12 protein-coding genes are annotated in these 17,774 nt (G+C 55.5%); 1 reads left to right on the plus strand and 11 read right to left on the minus strand.

Annotation, left to right across the window (positions count from 1 at the left end; all coding sequences use genetic code 11):
• Window positions 1-125: 125 nt before the first annotated feature.
• The 5 genes from ldtD to cmoM form a co-directional block, all read right to left on the minus strand.
• Window positions 126-1,940 (minus strand): L,D-transpeptidase, encoded by a 1,815-nt coding sequence (gene ldtD / locus C7433_RS04855; RefSeq protein ID WP_110267716.1) that lies wholly within the window; start codon window positions 1,938-1,940, stop codon window positions 126-128.
• 169 nt (window positions 1,941-2,109) lie between these two features.
• Window positions 2,110-6,576, minus strand: a complete 4,467-nt coding sequence (mukB, locus tag C7433_RS04860; RefSeq protein ID WP_006118637.1) for a chromosome partition protein MukB — start codon at window positions 6,574-6,576, stop codon at window positions 2,110-2,112.
• Complete coding sequence (mukE, locus tag C7433_RS04865; protein WP_006118636.1) at window positions 6,573-7,298, minus strand: chromosome partition protein MukE; 726 nt, start codon at window positions 7,296-7,298, stop codon at window positions 6,573-6,575. Before mukE ends, mukB begins: the two co-directional genes overlap by 4 nt.
• Window positions 7,279-8,601 carry a chromosome partition protein MukF gene (mukF, locus tag C7433_RS04870; RefSeq protein ID WP_033737632.1) on the minus strand — a complete coding sequence of 441 codons (1,323 nt, stop codon included), beginning with the start codon at window positions 8,599-8,601 and terminating at the stop codon, window positions 7,279-7,281. The genes mukE and mukF overlap by 20 nt, the downstream gene beginning before the upstream one ends.
• Entirely contained in the window at window positions 8,598-9,389 is a 792-nt protein-coding gene (gene cmoM, locus C7433_RS04875) for a tRNA uridine 5-oxyacetic acid(34) methyltransferase CmoM (RefSeq protein ID WP_110267717.1), read from the minus strand. Before cmoM ends, mukF begins: the two co-directional genes overlap by 4 nt.
• A gap of 125 nt (window positions 9,390-9,514) precedes the next feature.
• On the opposite strand from cmoM, the gene elyC reads away from it, so the two are divergent.
• Window positions 9,515-10,288 carry an envelope biogenesis factor ElyC gene (elyC, locus tag C7433_RS04880; protein ID WP_054634226.1) on the plus strand — a complete coding sequence of 258 codons (774 nt, stop codon included), beginning with the start codon at window positions 9,515-9,517 and terminating at the stop codon, window positions 10,286-10,288.
• 100 nt (window positions 10,289-10,388) lie between these two features.
• Here elyC and kdsB read toward each other — a convergent pair whose 3' ends face one another.
• From kdsB to C7433_RS04910, 6 genes are all read right to left on the minus strand, one after another.
• Window positions 10,389-11,138: a 3-deoxy-manno-octulosonate cytidylyltransferase gene (gene kdsB, locus C7433_RS04885; RefSeq protein ID WP_110267718.1), complete on the minus strand. Its 750-nt coding sequence runs from the start codon at window positions 11,136-11,138 to the stop codon at window positions 10,389-10,391.
• Complete coding sequence (locus C7433_RS04890) at window positions 11,135-11,317, minus strand: Trm112 family protein (RefSeq protein WP_006118631.1); 183 nt, start codon at window positions 11,315-11,317, stop codon at window positions 11,135-11,137. The genes kdsB and C7433_RS04890 overlap by 4 nt, the downstream gene beginning before the upstream one ends.
• Before the next feature lie 84 nt (window positions 11,318-11,401).
• Complete coding sequence (locus C7433_RS04895; RefSeq protein ID WP_110267719.1) at window positions 11,402-12,619, minus strand: winged helix-turn-helix domain-containing protein; 1,218 nt, start codon at window positions 12,617-12,619, stop codon at window positions 11,402-11,404.
• A gap of 21 nt (window positions 12,620-12,640) precedes the next feature.
• The gene (lpxK, locus tag C7433_RS04900) at window positions 12,641-13,642 is read right to left on the minus strand and encodes a tetraacyldisaccharide 4'-kinase (protein WP_110267720.1); all 1,002 of its coding nucleotides are present in this window, start codon (window positions 13,640-13,642) and stop codon (window positions 12,641-12,643) included.
• Window positions 13,639-15,387, minus strand: coding sequence for a lipid A ABC transporter ATP-binding protein/permease MsbA (gene msbA / locus C7433_RS04905; protein WP_033737638.1), 1,749 nt, complete (start codon window positions 15,385-15,387; stop codon window positions 13,639-13,641). Before msbA ends, lpxK begins: the two co-directional genes overlap by 4 nt.
• Before the next feature lie 34 nt (window positions 15,388-15,421).
• Window positions 15,422-17,677 (minus strand): DNA internalization-related competence protein ComEC/Rec2, encoded by a 2,256-nt coding sequence (locus C7433_RS04910; protein WP_110267721.1) that lies wholly within the window; start codon window positions 17,675-17,677, stop codon window positions 15,422-15,424.
• Between the last annotated feature and the right edge of the window lie 97 nt (window positions 17,678-17,774).

The following is a 17,774-nucleotide window of genomic DNA, read 5'->3' on the forward strand; positions in this document are numbered from 1 at the left end:
ACTTTCTCGCGGTAGCACGTCAACCCATGTCTGGCAAGTTTGGAAGACGGCGCCTCATCGGAGACACCGCCTTTCTCAGGTCATCTTCCCGTGCGCAATGCGCACTTACGGTTAAAAATCAACCGTTAGAGGAGCAACTGCTGCGCGCGACTCAGCACCAGACTCCCGGAACGGGCAGTATTATCATAATTGTAAATATCTGTACGAAACTGCGTTTTACCATCATCCGCGACCCAGGCGGTTAAATAATACAGGTTAACCGGTATCCGATGGCGAATAGGCACATAGCGCGTATCACCCTGTTTTAACGTCCCTGAGATACGGGCATCATTCCAGCCTACATCCTGCAGCAGAATGCCCGCCAGTTCTGACGCTTTGTTGACCCGCACGCAGCCCGAGCTGAGTGCGCGAATATCACGCTGGAACAGATTATGATTGGGCGTGTCGTGCAAATAGATAGCATCTGAACTGGGCATATTAAATTTGAAACGGCCCAGTGAATTGGTCTGCCCCGGCGCCTGACGAATTCGGTACGGGAACGACGAGGCAGACACCATGCTCCAGTCGATCATGGTGGGATCGATCACCTCCGCATCCGCACTCCAGCCCGACAGCAGGGTATATCCGTGCTTATACAGGTACGTCGGGTCCTGTTTCACTTTTGGAATGATGTCCTGGCGCACCAGCGTGGTAGGCACATTCCAGGGCGGATTCAGCACCACGTTGTTGAGCGCGCTGCGCATCAGTGGCGTTTTACGGTCTGGCCGGCCCACAATCACCCGCGATGTCAGCACCCGGGTGCCGTTGTTGTAATAATTCAACGAGTAATTGGGAATGTTGACCATAATGCCGTTGTGCATATCATCCGGCAGCAAACGCAGGCGTTGAATGTTCAGCGCCAGCAGGGCGGCACGTTGCTGAGGTGACACATTCAGCCATTCACGTGTACGCGGACCAATGGCTCCATCCGTGTCCAGCCCCTGCCACTGTTGAAAGCGTTTTACCGCTGCGACCAGATTATCGTCATAGACATTGACGCCACTTGTCGCCGTAGGTGCCACTTGTACGTTGTCCGGCGCGCCTGGCGGTGGCGGCGGAATAGCGTTCACGGCAACGGCAGACGGGCTGACCGCGACAGGTTCACTGTGGCTGACCGTAACTGGCGCAGTAGGAACCGCATCGTCATTCGGTGCAGGTGCCGTCGTCTGTGCACTTAACATACCGCTGCGCCGCAGGATTTCCCGCAGTGCCGGTACATCATCACTGACCTGACCGGGCCTTACCGTGTCGCGATTTTTGATTTGCGGCCACGGCTGTTTATCGTTAAGCAGGTTTATTAACGCTTTGTGCATTAAGGGATACTGCGGATGTTGCGGTTCCAGCGAATTCACAAAGGCCGCTGCCCGCCCCGCATTCACGGCGTTCTGCCAGGCATTAATGACGGACACCGACGGCACCGCCAACTTATAGGGCACCGTACTGTAGAGCCACGTTTCTCCCTGTGCAGGAACCGACGAGACAAATTGCAGATAACCCAGCATGGCATCGGACAGTGTCACATCGCGGGCGAATCCGGTAATGGATGGATCGGTCAGACGCTCCACCCACCGGGTAAATTGTGGCTGGACGCCGGATAACGCTACCTCAGCCAGCTGCTGCTGAAACTTCTGCACGGCGTCATGATCCTGCCAGATCGGTTGCATATTTCGCGCGGCATACAGGGCGGCCAGTGAAGCACCGTAAAAAGGCTGACTGTCACTGGCAAACGCCTGGCGAATTTTTTGCTGACTGGCAGAAACAGAGGTGGTGGCCTGAGTCGAATGGACACCGGGCATGGCCGCGATGATAGCCGCCTGGGACGGCACGCACGGACTCAGGGCAAGTGCCAGCACCAGCCATGAACTAACCTGATGAATTGTTAAGCCTTTATTCAGTAACATCCCTGCCCCCTTCATTAATCTACCGCGCAGCCTGAGAGGAAAAAGCTGCAATCGGGCTGTTACTCATATGACTGAGTATACAAACAAAAACGGCATTTGCCTCCTGCGACAAATGCCGTTACCAGATTAACCAATGGCGCTGTTTTTGACTATCCTTGCCGCACGAATATTATGTCGTCGTTTCACTGGCCGAATCGGCTTCACTGCCGCGTTTGGCAGGCAGCGGATCGGCGGCGAAACCCCGTAATCCCACGACATGAACGTGTTCGGTGTTGTTAAACACCTTACGCATCAGTTTGTAGGTCGTGCCCTTCTCAGGACTGATGTTCTCAGGTGCAGCGATGACCAGTTGCATCTCCAGGCGCTCACAGAGTTCAAACAGCGTGGCGATTGAACGCGCATCCAGACGGGCGGCTTCATCCAGGAACAGCAAGCGGCAGGGTGAGATATCTTTCCCACGCAGACGGCGTGATTCCTCTTCCCAGCTCTGCACGACCATGACCAGGATCGACATACCGGTACCAATCGCTTCACCGGTAGAGAGCGCACCACTTTCTGCACGCAGCCAGCCATCGGAGCCACGATTCACCTCGACTTCCATCTCCAGGTAGTTACGGTAATCCAGCAGTTCTTCACCAATTGTCTGTGGCGTGCGCTGTCCCATATCGATCTGTGGATTGAGGCGTTGATACAGTTTTGCCAGCGCTTCCGAGAAGGTCAGTCGGTTGCTGTTAAACAGATCCTGATGCTGTTCATGCTCTTCGGACAAGGTATCGAGCAGCATCGCGTGTGTTTCCCGCACGTTCACGTTGAGCCGCACGCTGCGTACCTGTCCAAAGCTGACGGTCTGTAACCCCTGGTTCAGCTGGCGAATACGGTTCTGTTCACGCTGAATCGTTTTGCGAATAATGTTCGCCACGCTGCGTGAACTGATGGCCAGCGTTTGCTCGCGGGCAGTCAGCTCTTCCGTCAGACGGTTCAGCTCGATTTCCATCTGTTCGATGGCTTCAACCGGATCGTCGGTACGGATAATGTCCTGACGGATACGTTCGCGCAGATGCTGATACACGGCGATAAAGAACTGAATTTTACGCTCTGGCCGTTTGGGATCTTCCGACAGGCGCAGCACATCGCGCAGGTGTTCGTTATCCGCCACCGCCAGGCGCAGCGCACCGAGTGCCTTATCCGACATTGAACGCAGCTCATCCGCACTCAGGTAAGCCAGCTCCCGACGATGCAGACGCCGCTCCACGCCATTGTCCTTCACCAGACGCAGCACCATGCACCAGCCTGCTTTGGCACTGACCACCTGTTCGCGGATCTGATGATAGTTGCGCTCAAGCTGGCGCAGCTTCTTCTGCAGATTGTCCATTTCGGCTTCGCAGAAGGTGAGCTGTTTCTCCAGCTGGTTACGACGGGCACGATTGTGACTAAGCGCGGTATAAAGCTCGTCACGGCGGATACGGGCGCGTTCTTCCGCGCTGGCATCGGCCTGCACACCGATATCCTGCATCTCCTGCTGCAACTCTTTCAGCATGTCGCGTTTGGCGTCATAAGCGCTTTTCAGCGATGCCAGCACCTGAGAATACTGGGTCAGCTGCGACTGATGGGCGCGCAGGCGCTCACGGCAGCGGCTGCGCTCCGCTTCCGCCTGCTCCAGACGCTGGCGCAGCTTATCACTCAGATCGGTGTTGCCACCGAGCATACTGGCCGAGTCGTCATAGCTGAAGTGGGCGCGACGCTGTACCACCTCGGTCAGCGCAAAAGCCTGCTGACGCGCGCGCTGCTGCTGCTGCTGTGCATGCTGGTAATCTGCCTGCAACTGATCGTGCTGTTCCGGATCGCTCTGCAGCACCGCCAGCATCGGTTCAAGTTTGGCCAGCTTTGCCCCATGCTGATGGAGGAAGCGTGCGGCTTCCTGCGCGTCTTCCACCTGCTCACGGATCTCTTCACAACGGTCTGCCAGCGTGTCGTCCAGTAACAGATTCACGCGCGGCAACAGGCGGTTAAGCTGCGCAACGCCCTCTTTGGCCAGGTCAAACTGCTGACGTTGCTGCTGATTGTTGCTTTCATGCTGGTTGAGCGCACGTTCCAGCTCACCCCGACGGGCGCCAAGCTGACGAATCTGCGCTTCGGGATCGTCATCAAAGGCGACCGCCAGATGGCTACCGATAAAACGGCTGAATGACTGATGAAGCCGCTGCGTCTTTTGAACGTCAAACGACAGGGTGGCATACCGTTCCGCCAGACGATCGCGTTCGTTATTGAGCAACTCCAGCTGGTTTTCGCGTGCCGCCCGGCCGAAAAGCGGGATTTTAGGGAAGCGGGAATAGCGCCACTGGCGCTCGGCCACCTTGACCACGACGGCATTTTGTAACTCGTCGACGCTGAACACGCTGTCATCAAAAGATTGCGGATCGCCCTCGATCAAATAGAGATCTTCCGGGCACTCTTCCAGGCCATCCAGTTGCTCACGCACCAGCGAAAGATCGGGCACCACAATGGCGTGACGTGACGGGCCGTACAGGGCGGAGAAGTAAGGCGCATCGTCGAGCGTGACATCGTCATAAATTTCAGACAGCAGCACACCGCCAAAGCGTTCGGCCAGCTGGTTCAGTCGCGGATCTTCCGCACCGCCCGGCTGGCTCAAGCGCTCAATCTGCTGCTCAATTTCACGTTTCCTTGCGGCCACTTCATCACGTTCAACAGTGGTTTCACGTTCCCGCTCCAGCAACTGCTGCATGTATTCCGTAACGTCCTGGCTGCTGGTCAACGCCTGACCGGTTTGCTCGCTGAGCTGCGTCAGGATTTCTTGCGCAGCCAGCCAGTGCGGCGCACGCGCGGTCAACGTCGCGATGCGCTGACGGAGCTGTTCCAGCTCCTGACGCATCAACATACGCTGTTCGCCCGCATCGGCAACGCTGCTGTTCAGCTGCTCGATTTGGGCTTCCAGTTCACGCTGCAATCCTTCCAGCGCATCAGGCTCATATTGCTGCCCCTGACGCTTGCAGAATTCCGCCAGCAGACGTTCTGCCTCCTGCTGCTCGCGCAGGCGCTGTTCAAGTTCGCTCAGACGCAGGCGCAGTGAAGCAAGCTGATCGGCGTGGTGACGCTGATTGCTGGCATCACGCAGGAGATCGCGCCCGACTTGCCAGGCCTCTTTACGGCTGACCTCACCGGCAATGCTGGTCACCAGCGATAAGGCCTGTTCAAACTGACTGTGCGCCGCTTCGGCCACACTCAGTTTCTGCTCCAGGCGCAACAACTGCCCGGTTGCTTCTTCTTCTTTGGCCTGGAAGCTGGCCTGCCATTCCGCCGCGTTGTCAATGTTCAGCTCAGGCAATTCACACAGCGAACGCGCACGTTCCAGAGCCTGTAACGCCTGCTGATACTGAATGGCACGGGTTTGCTGCACGTCCAGCGCCTGCTGAAAATCGGCCAGCTGACTTTTCAGCTCATCCACTTCCAGTTCGGCCGCTTCAGCACGGGCTTCATTTTCTTCCTGGATTTCACGCGCTTCGGCCACGACTTCACTCTGTTCTTCCAGGCGAAGTGTCAGATCCTCGATATCACTGTCATAACGGGTAATTTTTTCCTGCTGGCGCATTGCCGTCTGCACCAGATTCAGGTGATCGCTGGCCGCCTGATAATCGATTTCAAGATCGTTCTCTGCCCCGCTGTGTTCAGCCAGCTCTCGTGCCATTTCCACGTGGCGATACTGCTCCGACGCCAGCTGCTTGCGGCTGGTGAACAGTTCATTGCGCAGCTGTAGTGCGCTATCCAGGTGGATGCGTCGTTCATTGGCATGACGCATATAGTCGGCCGATACATAGCTGGTGGCTTCAGAAATCAGGTGCTTAAACAGATCGCGATCAGACTGGGTTACGCGGATCGCTTCCAGCGTCATACGGTTCTCGCGCAGCGCAGCTTCCATGTCCTGGAACGCTTTACGCACGCCACTGTTTTCAGGCAACAGATAATCGCGCAGAGAACGGGTGATGGCGCTGGAGATACCGCCGTACAGAGAGGCTTCAATCAGGCGATAAAACTTACTGCGGTCGCTGGCGGTACGCAGACGACGCGGCACAATCCCCAGATCAAACATCATCGCGTGATAGTCCGTTACCGAGCTGTACTGCCGATACTGGACACCTTCCAGCGCCTCGACGCGTTCTTTGACCTCATTAAGCGGTAACACGCGCGCCTGACGGCTGTTCAGAATTTCCGTGAGCATGTCTGTGGGCAGCGTATCCGTGGGCAGGCCATGGATACTAAAGGGCTTGATATCAACCTTTTTGTCACGTCCTGCCACCTGCTGTAACCGGACCCCGACCACCACACGTTGATGGCGTGAGTTCACTACGTCCAGCATCGCGTAGCAGACGCCTGCCCGCAGTTTACCGTGCAGGCCTTTATCGCGTGAGCCTGAGGTTGCGCCCGCTTCGGTGGTGTTACGGAAATGCAGCAGGGTTAAGTCAGGAATCAGCGCCGTGACAAAGGCTGCCATTGTGGTGGACTTACCTGCCCCGTTCCCGCCCGACAGCGTGGTGACCAGTTCATCCAGATCAAAGGTTCGGGCAAAAAACCCGTTCCAGTTGATCAGGGTTAGCGAACGAAATTTGCCGCGTTCAATCATGCCTGCTCTTCCTCCGCGATATCACCCGCATCGCTGTCATTCTCTTCACTGTCATCAGCCTCTGTGGCTGCCGTCGTGTTGTCCAGCAACATCGCTTCGCCATCGCGGATCAGGCGCAGTTGCGCTTCACGCGCATCATCACCGCTACGGACATCGGCACCAAAGCGGAAGACAGACTCGGTAATACGAAACTTGCTGCTGTCGTTGCCAAAAAACCACACCATGCCCAGACGGCGCAGGCGGCTTAAGGACGCACGCATTTTTTCCTGTAACTTAGCCCGATCGAGATCCGACCCGGTTGAACGCTGGTTAACCAGCTTCAGCAGCTTGCTTTCGTCCGCCAGGGACAGCAGTTCATCATAGAGTTCCTGTTGCGTGAAAATGCCTTCATTCGCCAGGCGTTCCGGGCTGAGATACAGATAGCAGAGGATTTTCCCGACCATCATGTCCAGTTCGGAAAGCACGGAACGGGGAATCAGCGTGGTTGAGCGTGGACGCAGATAGAAAAAGCCCTCTGGAGCACGAATCAGCTCAACGTTGTAGCGCGTGTAAAACTCTTCCAGATACTGCTGGTAATCCATCAGAAAAGCGTGGTTATCCAGCTCTTCAATGCCAATATGGCGACCGGCACGTAACTGGCTGTCCAGCGCCGGAAAAATCGGATTTGCCAGTGCCTGTGCCAGCTTAACCGGCATCACTTGTTCAATATTTGTCGATGACATGTGCCTGCACCTTGGCTCCGTAATCATTAATGGCTTGCCATTCCACAGGCAAACCGGCTAAATCGGCTTCCGCTACACCTAATCGCACCGCCTGGTCCACGACAATGCGCGCAAGGTCGAAGTGACGCGCGCGCGGGTACTGGGCCAGATAGTCGCGCATGACGGCGGCGAGGTTAAGCGGTTTTTGCTGCGTTTTATAAATCGTTAAGGCTTCTTCGATCATGGCCGCCAGCTGCTCGCGAATTTCATTAAATTCTTCGAACTCCAGTTCAGCAGGTAATTCGCCCATCACTTCGTCATTACGCAGCGTCAGCTCATCGTCACGCATATCGTAAAGACGTTCGGCATTGGCATAAGTCAGCGCCCAGGGTGAGTCAAAATAGTTCTGTACGGATACGCGCAGGCGCTGGGCAAAAACACGGTTTTTGTCCATGTCGATAGCGGTGCGGATAAATTTATGCACGTGGCGGTCATAACCAATCCACAGGTCAATGGCCTGCTGTCCCCAACTGGTGATGCGGTCGAGTTTACTTTGCAGATCGAACACCAGTTTATCGACGAAGCCCAAATCCGGGCTGTCCAGCGTCGCATCCTGAATACGCAGCAGATTTTCCTGGAGTTTGTCACCAGCCGCTTCCAGCGTATCCTGCAATTCACGCAGCGTACCGGAAGTTTCCGACAGTAACATTTCACAGCTTGAAATCGCGGCGCGCCAGTCTTTATTCAGTAGCTCCGCAATATCCGCTTTCACCGCCTGCTGCTGCTCATCCATCAGGCGTTGCGTCATATCAATGCTGTCGAAGATTTCGGCTACGGAGTATTTCAGCGGCGCGAATACGTTACGATGCCAGTGAAATTCATCGCCATTCTCCTGCGCCGCGTCGGCGGCACGCTTAAGTTCAGCGGCAACGATGGAAAGCTGCATGGAAAGCCGCAGCGTGGAGAACTCGCGCTGGCGGATATAGTAATCCGTGATGCCGATGGCCAGCGGCGTCAGACGATAAATTGCATTGCCTTCAGTTAATTCACTGGTGAAACGGTTCAACAGGCGCTGACGCACCATATCATTGATGGCGTTGTTGGCCCGCACCAGTACGGTTTCGCTGGTTTGTTCAAACGCTTTGCTGACATGACGAAACGCATCGACCAGGTCACCTTCACTCATTTCTCCGTCCATGCGCTCGCCATTCAGCGTGGCGATGGCCAGCAAAAAAGCCAGACGTTCAACGGGCAGCGCAAGGGAGAAGTCGTTCTTGCGCGCCCAGGATACCAGCTCCGGTACCGTCTGGGAAAATTCACTCATAATTCGTCCTTCTGCCCGGGTTTGCGCGCGGTCACGTGGATGTAACGCCCTAAGCTTAAAAAGGGTTCCTGACGGCAAAAACGCCGCTCCATCTCAATGATTTCGTCGTCGCTTTTTGGCTCGCCTTTAGGCGGCTTCATATAGTCGCTGAACACCCGAATCCCGGCACGCTGTTCAATCTGGAAACCGCAGGCCTGTAACCAGCGTGACACATCGTCAGGATCGCGCGGAAAGTCCGGTGACAGCGTGCGCTTCTTACGCTTGGTTAAGTTGGTACGAAGGTAACCAAAATTGCCCAGCGTCAGGGTGCGTAATGTTAACCCATGCAGGTTATAAAACATCAATGACAGCACGCCTCCCGGCCGCAATGTATCAAACAGGGCTTTCAGCACGGTTTCCGGTTCAGCGACCCATTCAAGTACAGCGTGAAACAATACCAGATCCACCGGCTTATCCAAATGTTCACCGACCTGCTGCGCGCTAATTTGTTTGAATTGCATGTTATGGCTCACACCCAGCGCATCCGCATTTTCCTGGGCACGCCGCAACATTTCACCTGAGAGGTCGCACAGCAGAATCTGATGGCCCCGCGCGGCCAGTCCACTGGAAATTTGCCCAATGCCACCGCCCGCATCCAGCACGTTCAGTGAGGGAGACGAGGACGTCAGGCTGGGAAGCAAGGCTTCAAGCTCATCCCAGACGATTGCCTGACGCACCCGGCCTTTGGTGGTGCCGTAAATATTTTGCGAAAATTTATCCGCGAGATCGTCAAAGTTACGATCCTGCATGGCATGGACTCCGGTATGCTGCGGTAAAACGTATGCTATTTTGTCACAGGTGCCGTAAGAATGAAGCTTTCATGCTCTTCTTCTGCTCTGGCTGCTGTTTTTTCGGACAACAAGAGGGATTTTACATGTTTTTTATGCTGAAAAAGGCATTTGGCAACCTGTTACTGCCCCTGCCTTTTCTGCTTCTTTTGATGGCTGTCGGCATTTTGCTGCTTTGGTTCAGCCGCTGGCAGAAAAGCGGTAAAATCTTTATCTCAGTGAGTTGGCTGATGTTATTACTGATAAGCCTACAGCCGGTCGCCGATCGCTTACTGTTGCCCGTCGAATCGCATTACCCGACGTGGAATGGGACTGAAAAAGTCGATTACATCGTGGTGTTAGGGGGCGGCTATACCTATAACCCGGCCTGGGCGCCCAGCTCGAACCTGCTGAACAACAGTTTGCCTCGCGTGACAGAAGGTGTGCGTCAGTGGCAGCGCCATCCGGATGCTACCCTGGTCTTTACCGGTGCTGCGGCAGGGCAAAATCCCAAAAGTAATGCCTGGGTCGCCGCACAGGTTGCCGAAAGCCTGGGCGTACCTTCATCGCACATTCGTCTGCTGGATCAGCCAAAAGATACCGCACAGGAGGCGCAGGCTGTCAGCACGCTCATCGGGCACCACCCTTTCCTGCTGGTTACCTCAGCTAATCATATGCCGCGCGCGATGCGGTTTTTCAATCAGGCAGGCCTCAAGCCGATTGCAGCGCCCGCCAATCAGCTGGCGATTACTTCGCCACTTAACTGGTGGGAGCGTTTTTATCCTTCCCCGCTGTGGATGAGTCACAGCGAACGCGCGATCTACGAAACGCTGGGGAGCGCATTGCAACGCTTCTCATCCGCCTCACCCTCTGATGGATAGACGCAAAGGCGCACATCCGTCATGGCGCAGGCTGAGTGCGACCGTAACCCGGCGCCTCAGCCGCGTGCGCAGACGGTCATCTCACAAGAAGCGGAACAGGTCAGCGAAGCATCGCGGCGCGGACCCGGGTGAGATCCTCTGGCGTATCCACGCCAACGCCCGGAATCGTTTTTGCCACCGCAACGTGGATCTTTTCGCCGTACCACAGCACGCGCAACTGCTCCAGCAGTTCGATCTGCTCAAGCGGACAGGGTTCCCAGCTGATATAGCGACGAATAAACCCGGCACGATAAGCATAGATGCCGATATGGCGCAGCAGCGTGTCACCGATCTGTTCCCGGGACTGCGCATAACGTTCACGATCCCAGGGAATCGTCGCGCGTGAAAAATACAACGCGTAGCCTCTGGCATCCATGACCACCTTGACGGCGTTGGGATTGAACGCCTCTTCCGCATCCGTAATCGGCACCGCCAGCGTCGCCATGCCGGCGTCAGCCTGAGCCAGGTTGGCCGCCACCTGATGGACGATATCAGCGGGGATCATGGGTTCGTCCCCCTGGACATTGACGATGATCTGGTCATCCGCGAACTGATATTTTTCAATCACTTCTGCAAGACGTTCCGTACCGGAATGATGATCGGCGCGTGTCATACACACCTCGCCACCGGCAGCCTCGACAGCGCGGGCCACCTCAGGATGATCGGTCGCGACAATCACACGGCTGGCACCCGATTCCCGGGCGCGCTCCATCACATGCACCACCATTGGCTTGCCATGAATATCAACCAGGGGTTTACCCGGTAAACGGGTGGAAGCATAACGCGCAGGAATGATGGCAATAAAACTCATGGATGGATCTCTTCAACCGATAACGTACGGGCTTCGTTTTCCAGCAGTACCGGAATACCGTCACGCACAGGGAAAGCCAGCGCGTCGGGCTTGCAGATCAGCTCTTGCTGTTCTTTGTTAAAGTACAATTTGCCATTACAAACCGGGCAGGCAACGATTTCGAGTAAACGGTGATCCATATGTCCTCCATCTCGGACCGAGAGCGTAAGGACTAAAGCATATCACAGCGCTGATGAGAGCGGGTAAATCACACCCGCGCTGCATCAGGAATTGTTAAGCTGCCAGCGCGTTGGCCAGTGTGTCAGTAACGCCGAAGGCGCATTCTTTAGCAAGACCGTTTCGGCCCCCTGCCAACGGGCGAAGCGTTCAATAGCACGTTGCACGTCATTGAGAAAGGAAACGGTTACCGCGACGTCAGGTTCCAGCCAGATGTTGTTAATTTCCAGCAAGGCTGTTGAGCGCACCATCCGTGCATCCAGACGGGCTTTGAGTTGGCCCCGATGCAGCACCGGTAAGACAAAATAGCCATATTTACGTTTGGCCGCAGGCGTGTAACATTCAATGCGGTAGTCAAAGTCAAACAACGCAAGCGCACGTTTCCTGTCCCATACCAGCGGATCGAAAGGGGATAACAGCGTGGTATGTGTTGCGATCAACGGCGTGGCTAATGCGGCCTGAGCGTCCCGATGCAGCCACATCTCTCCCATGCCGTCGACCTCAACCGGCATGATTTCGCCGGCCGTCTGTGCCCATAAGATAAAGTCTTTAACGGGCGCGCGCTTTAGCCGGTAATAGTCTGCCAGCCACTCACGGCGAAAAATGCCCAGGCTGCGTGCGCTGTTCACTAACATCAGGCGGACAGCGTCATCCTCACTGATAGCATGCAGCGCATCCTGCCAGTCAGGCATGACACGTGAGCGTAAATCATAGACGCGCTGAAAATTATGGCGCGCCGACACCATTAGCTCCCCTGAACTGAACAGGTTTTCGAGATGCCGCTTGTGGGGTTTCCATGCCCACCATCCTGACTTATGATTTTTACCACTGGCGAAATCAGCCGATCTGACGGGCCCGTTGTCGCGTATATAGATAAGTAGATCAGCGATTTCCTGCTGATGTTCCGTTGCCCAGTCTGCACTGTATTTCCAGCCCAGGCGCTCCGGCGACAGCATGCGGTGCCGCAGTAACCGGTAATCTGCGCGGGGAATAAAACAGGCTTCATGCGCCCAGTATTCGAAAATCTCCCCCTGCGCCAGCGACTCGTCCAGCCAGACGGGCGGGTAGTCGCCTAAGCGACTGAATAAGACAAGATACGGACTGCGGGCCACCACATTGATGGTGTCGATTTGCAACAGCGACATGCGGCTAATGCAGGCTGAAATATCCTGAAAACGTGCCCGACGTTTCACCGGACGCAATAACCCCTGCGCCGCGAGCTGAATATTACGTGCCTGCTGTCGTGAAAGTGAATGCGTGCCCATTCTCTTCCTTCTCAGTGGAAATTAGTGCGGCTCTCGTGGTGAATACGTGCCACACAGGCGTTGTATATCGTCTAAGAGTAGCGTCGCTGCCTCAGCCTGCAGATGGGCATCGACGGGAAGATACCACCATGAGGATTGCGCGAATGCGCGGCATTTAACGGCATCTTTCTCCGTCATCAACAGCGTTTGGCCGGGCGTGACCAGACGCGACAGTTCCTCTTCGCTGTAAGCATGATGATCGGCAAAGGCGATCTCCGCAACGGGCGTCAGACCGTGCTGTTTTAAGGTATGAAAAAAGCGCGGCGGATGACCAATGCCGGCCATGGCGACGACATCGTGCAACGTGTTGAGCGGTCGTTGTTCACCGCTGAGCAGATGGGTTGCCATCCCCGCCTGCAGTTGCATGGCAATTTCGCCCTGCTGCGCTTCACCACCGTTAACGATCACCGCGTCTACCGTCTTAATGCGGGATGCCCGTTCCCGCATGGGTCCGGCAGGTAACCACCAGCCGTTGCCAAAACGTCGCACGCCATCCACCACCACAATTTCCCGATCGCGCTGGAGCGCATAATGTTGCAGGCCATCATCAGTCACGATGAGATCCAGTGAATGATGTTGCAGAAGGGCTTCAATCGCCTCACGGCGTCGCGGTGCCACTGCAACGGGTGCAGCTGTGCGCTGCGCAATCAGCACCGGCTCGTCACCCGCCTGATCGGTGGCGGTTTCCGCAGTGACACGCAGCGGATAGCGGTCTGCTTTCCCCCCGTAGCCGCGGGAAATCACACCTACCCGTAATCCTCGTTGCTGCAGGGCGTCAACCAGCCAGATGACCACGGGTGTTTTACCATTCCCGCCCGCGGTCAGATTCCCCACCACGACAACAGGCAAGGGCGCACGCCAGCTTTTACGCCAGCCACGCCGGAAACTGAGGCGGATCAGCGCCGTAATGGCGCCATAAAGCACACTGAGTGGCCACAGGACTAACCATAATGGCGATCGACCACTCCAGATGCGCTCAATCATTGGCCGAACTGCATTTTATGGAGTTGAGCATAAGCACCTTTTTCCGCCAGCAGGTCGGCGTGCGTACCGCGTTCGATGATATTGCCCTCTTCCACCACCACAATTTCATCCGCTTTTTCAATAGTAGAAAGCCGATGCGCAATCACCAGTGAGGTGCGGTTTTTCTGCAGCTCATCCAGGGCAGACTGGATAGCACGCTCGGACTCGGTGTCCAGCGCAGAGGTGGCTTCATCGAGAATCAGGATAGGACAGTCACGCAGCAGAGCGCGGGCGATGGCGATACGCTGGCGTTGACCGCCTGATAGCAGCACACCATTTTCCCCGATGACGGTATCCAGCCCCTTGTCCATTTTATTAATAAAGTCCATCGCGTGTGCCATCGTCGCCGCCTTTTCGATTTCCTCGCGGCTATACTGTTCACTGCGCGCATAGGCAATGTTATTGGCAACGGTATCGTTGAACAGATGCACATTTTGCGACACAAGTGCGACCTGATTACGCAACGACGCTAAGGTGTATTCACGCAGGTCATGGCCATCCAGTAAAATCTCGCCCTGCTGAATATCATAAAAACGCGTCAGCAAACTGGCGATAGTCGATTTACCTGAGCCGGAGCGCCCGACTAAGGCAACGGTTTTTCCGGCAGGCAGCATCAGGTTAATGTTTTTCAACGCAGGTGTTTCACGGCCGGGATAGGTGAAGGTCACACCTCGGAATTCGACATCACCTTTTGCGCGCGTGATTTCACGCGTACCGGTGTCGTTCTCCTGCTCACTGTCGAGAATGGAGAACAGCGTCTGACAGGCCGCCATACCACGCTGAAACTGCGCATTCACGTTTGTCAGCGATTTCAGCGGGCGCATCAGAGCGATCATAGATGAGAAGACCACCGTAATGGTCCCCGCAGTCAGCGTATCCATCACGCTGGGGAAACTGGCGGCGTACAGAACGAATGCCAGAGCCAGAGAAGCAATGAGCTGAATAACCGGATCGGAGATTGAAGAGGCTGAAACGAGCTTCATCCCCTGCTGACGCATGCGGTTACTGACCTTGGCAAAACGCTCGGATTCAATGTCCTGGCCACCAAAAATCAGCACTTCTTTGTGCCCTTTCAGCATCTGCTCGGCACTGGTCGTCACCTGTCCCATGGTGTTTTGCATCGATTTGCTGATGTTGCGGAAGCGCTTTGATACGGTACGAATCGCGAAGGATACGATTGGAGCCAGAACAATCAGAATCAACGACAGCTGCCAGCTGTAATAAAACATCATGATAAACAGGCCAATTATCGAAGCGCCCTCACGCACCACGGTGACCAGCGCCCCCGATGACGACGAGGCGACCTGCTCCGAATCATAGGTGATGCGAGAGAGTAACGTACCCGTGGACTGCTGATCGAAGAACGCAACCGGCATGCCCATCATATGGCTGAACAGACGACGGCGCATATTCATCACCACATTGCCTGACACCCATGAGATGCAGTAGCTGGAGATATAGCTGCTTACGCCACGAACCAGCATCAAGCCGATGACTGCCAACGGCATCCACAGCATCACGGATCTGTCCGCTTTACCAAAGCCGTCATCCAGCAAAGGCTTCAACAGGGAGAGCATTAACGTATCGCCTGCGGCATTAATAATCAGGGCAGTAGCCGCCACAATTAAGCCAGCTTTGTTGGGTGCGATCATCGGCCAGAGTCGACGGAATGTCTGCCACGTTGAGAGATCTTTATCTTGATGCATTATTTATTCACGTTGTTGGAAATAGCCGGTCATTCTACCTGGATTCGCGTTTGACGCCAAACCACTGATGATACCAACGGGGCACTAATTGTTCTCTGAAGGAAAAAACCTGCACGGTGTTTGCCTCTATTTTGATACTTATTTGTCCGGACTGACCAGTATCACGCCAGTCATAAGCGTGTTCACGGTAATTTCGCAGCACGGACTTCGCGGGCATTCGCCACGCATTATAGCGTGCTACAGAGGCGATGGCGGTATGGCCGGCGATGCTGCGCAGCAGTATGCGCGATGAGGATGTCCGGCTGCCATGATGAGGTACCTGCAGAATATCCGCCTTTAACTGCTGCTTTTCCAGCCGCACTAACTGCCGCTCCGCCTCGGTTTCCAGATCGCCCATGAGTAACAAACGGACGCTTCCATCATCCACACTCACCACGCATGAATCGTTGTTTTCCCCCTGGTTGGGAGACGTTGCTGGCCAGAGCACCCGGAAATGTAGCCGTTTCCAGCGCCATGTGGTACCGCGTACACAGGGTAAATGCCCGCTTTCTGTAAGTCCGCTGTGCACCCGTACAGTAGGGACATGTTGCAGAATAGCCGACAGCCCGCCGGTATGGTCAAGATGCCGGTGGCTGAGAATAACCTCCCGCAGTCTGAGTCCTTTACGTTCAAGCCAGGGCAGAATAACGCGGCTCCCTGCATCGCTGTATTTCCAGCGTGGACCGGTATCGTAGAGCACCGCTTCATCGCCCTGACTGATGACGACGCTCAATCCATGCCCCACGTCCAGCATATCAATGCGCCATAGCGCTTCCGGCTTAGCATGGCGGGAAAACAGGATTGCCAGTGCGACAGCGCTACAACTGAACGGCATGGAGAACAGTACGCCGGAACGCCACAGGAGTAGCCCTCCCCATATGGCTATTATCAGGAAAGGTGCGCCTTGCAGCGGCCACCAGCCTGCCGGTAGCAGGGCAAGGCCGGAGAACAGAAACCGCAGGGACAGATCGGCCGCCTGCCACCCCCACACTGATAATGCCGGGAAAGGTAGCAATAGGGTGATGAGTATCAATGGCACCGTAATAAACAACACGACAGGAATCGCAAACAGATTAGCGAACAGCGCGGTCAGGCTGATGCCATTAAATAATGCGGCCTGAAGCGGCACCATCAGGATCATCATTCCCAGTTGCAGATGAAGGAGTTGCAGTAAAAACCAGCGCCGCCTGTCACGAAAGCGCTCGGCCAGAGGAAACCAGCGATACCAGGTCAGCAACATCCCCACCGCCAGCACCGACAGCCAGAAGCTGTCCGAGAGAACGGTAAGCGGATCCAGTGCCAGCAACAACCCTACGCAGAGCGTCCAGATTTGCCAGGGGCTGAGCTGTATACCTGTTATACGTGTTATTGCCCATAGCGTCAGTGCCAGTAATGCCCGCTGCGCTGGCGCCTGGGCCCCTGAAAGCCACGTATAGAGTGCGGCACAGAGCCAACTGACAATGAGCGGATACAGATAGCTAATGCAGCGTGCCGGTAACAAAAACTGGCTGCCCCGCGCCAGTAGCCATCCGGTGCCCGCGGCCAGGCCAATGTGCATACCTGAAATGGCCATAAGATGCGCCGTTCCGGTATCACGTAACAGCTGACGGGTTGCCTCACTCAGATTGTCGCGAATGCCAAAAGCCAGTGCCTCCAGCGTAGCCGAAGCGGGTAAATGTTCGTAATATTGCCTGTGGCCACGAATATGCTGCCAACGCCAGCTGCATTCAGACTGCACAGGATGTTGCTTGATAATGCGCCCCTGCACCGGGGTATGATTCGCCATGGCAAAGCGTTGTGCGTCGAATTCTCCCTCATTGAGTCTGGCATGAACAGCGCGTAACCTGAGCCGCATTTGCCAGCGCTGCCCCGGACAATAGGCTGTAGCGTTATCCTGCAGTGACAGCCAGGCAAAACGGGGAGGAAAGAAAATCCGGTTTCCCGCTTTCAACATTCTGACCCGAATACGTGACGCGTCTTGTTTTACCTCTTCAATTTGCACGACAAACCAGGCGGGTCGGGTACTCATCCATTCCGTGTCGTTGACCAGGGATTGCGCATTAACCAGCCCCCAGGCGGCCAGCAAAAGCGCACAGCCTGCGATGCGGACATAACGTACGGACATCGCCACCAGACAAGTGCCACACAGCAGCATCACGACAATAAACGTTCGCGAAGGGAGCTGAGGCACGATCAGTAAGGGTAACGCGGTCAGCGAGGCCAGTCTCGCCAGTCCAATCCATGTCAACATACCGTATCCCGCTGATGAACTGGCGTAAGTATGTCCTTCAGACTTTCAGGGTAAAGCGCGTAAAGAGTGAATTAAGAAAGGGTTTCCAGAGAGGATA

Origin of the sequence: Pantoea sp. PNA 03-3 (assembly GCF_003201175.1) — a bacterium.
Lineage (GTDB): Bacteria > Pseudomonadota > Gammaproteobacteria > Enterobacterales > Enterobacteriaceae > Pantoea > Pantoea stewartii.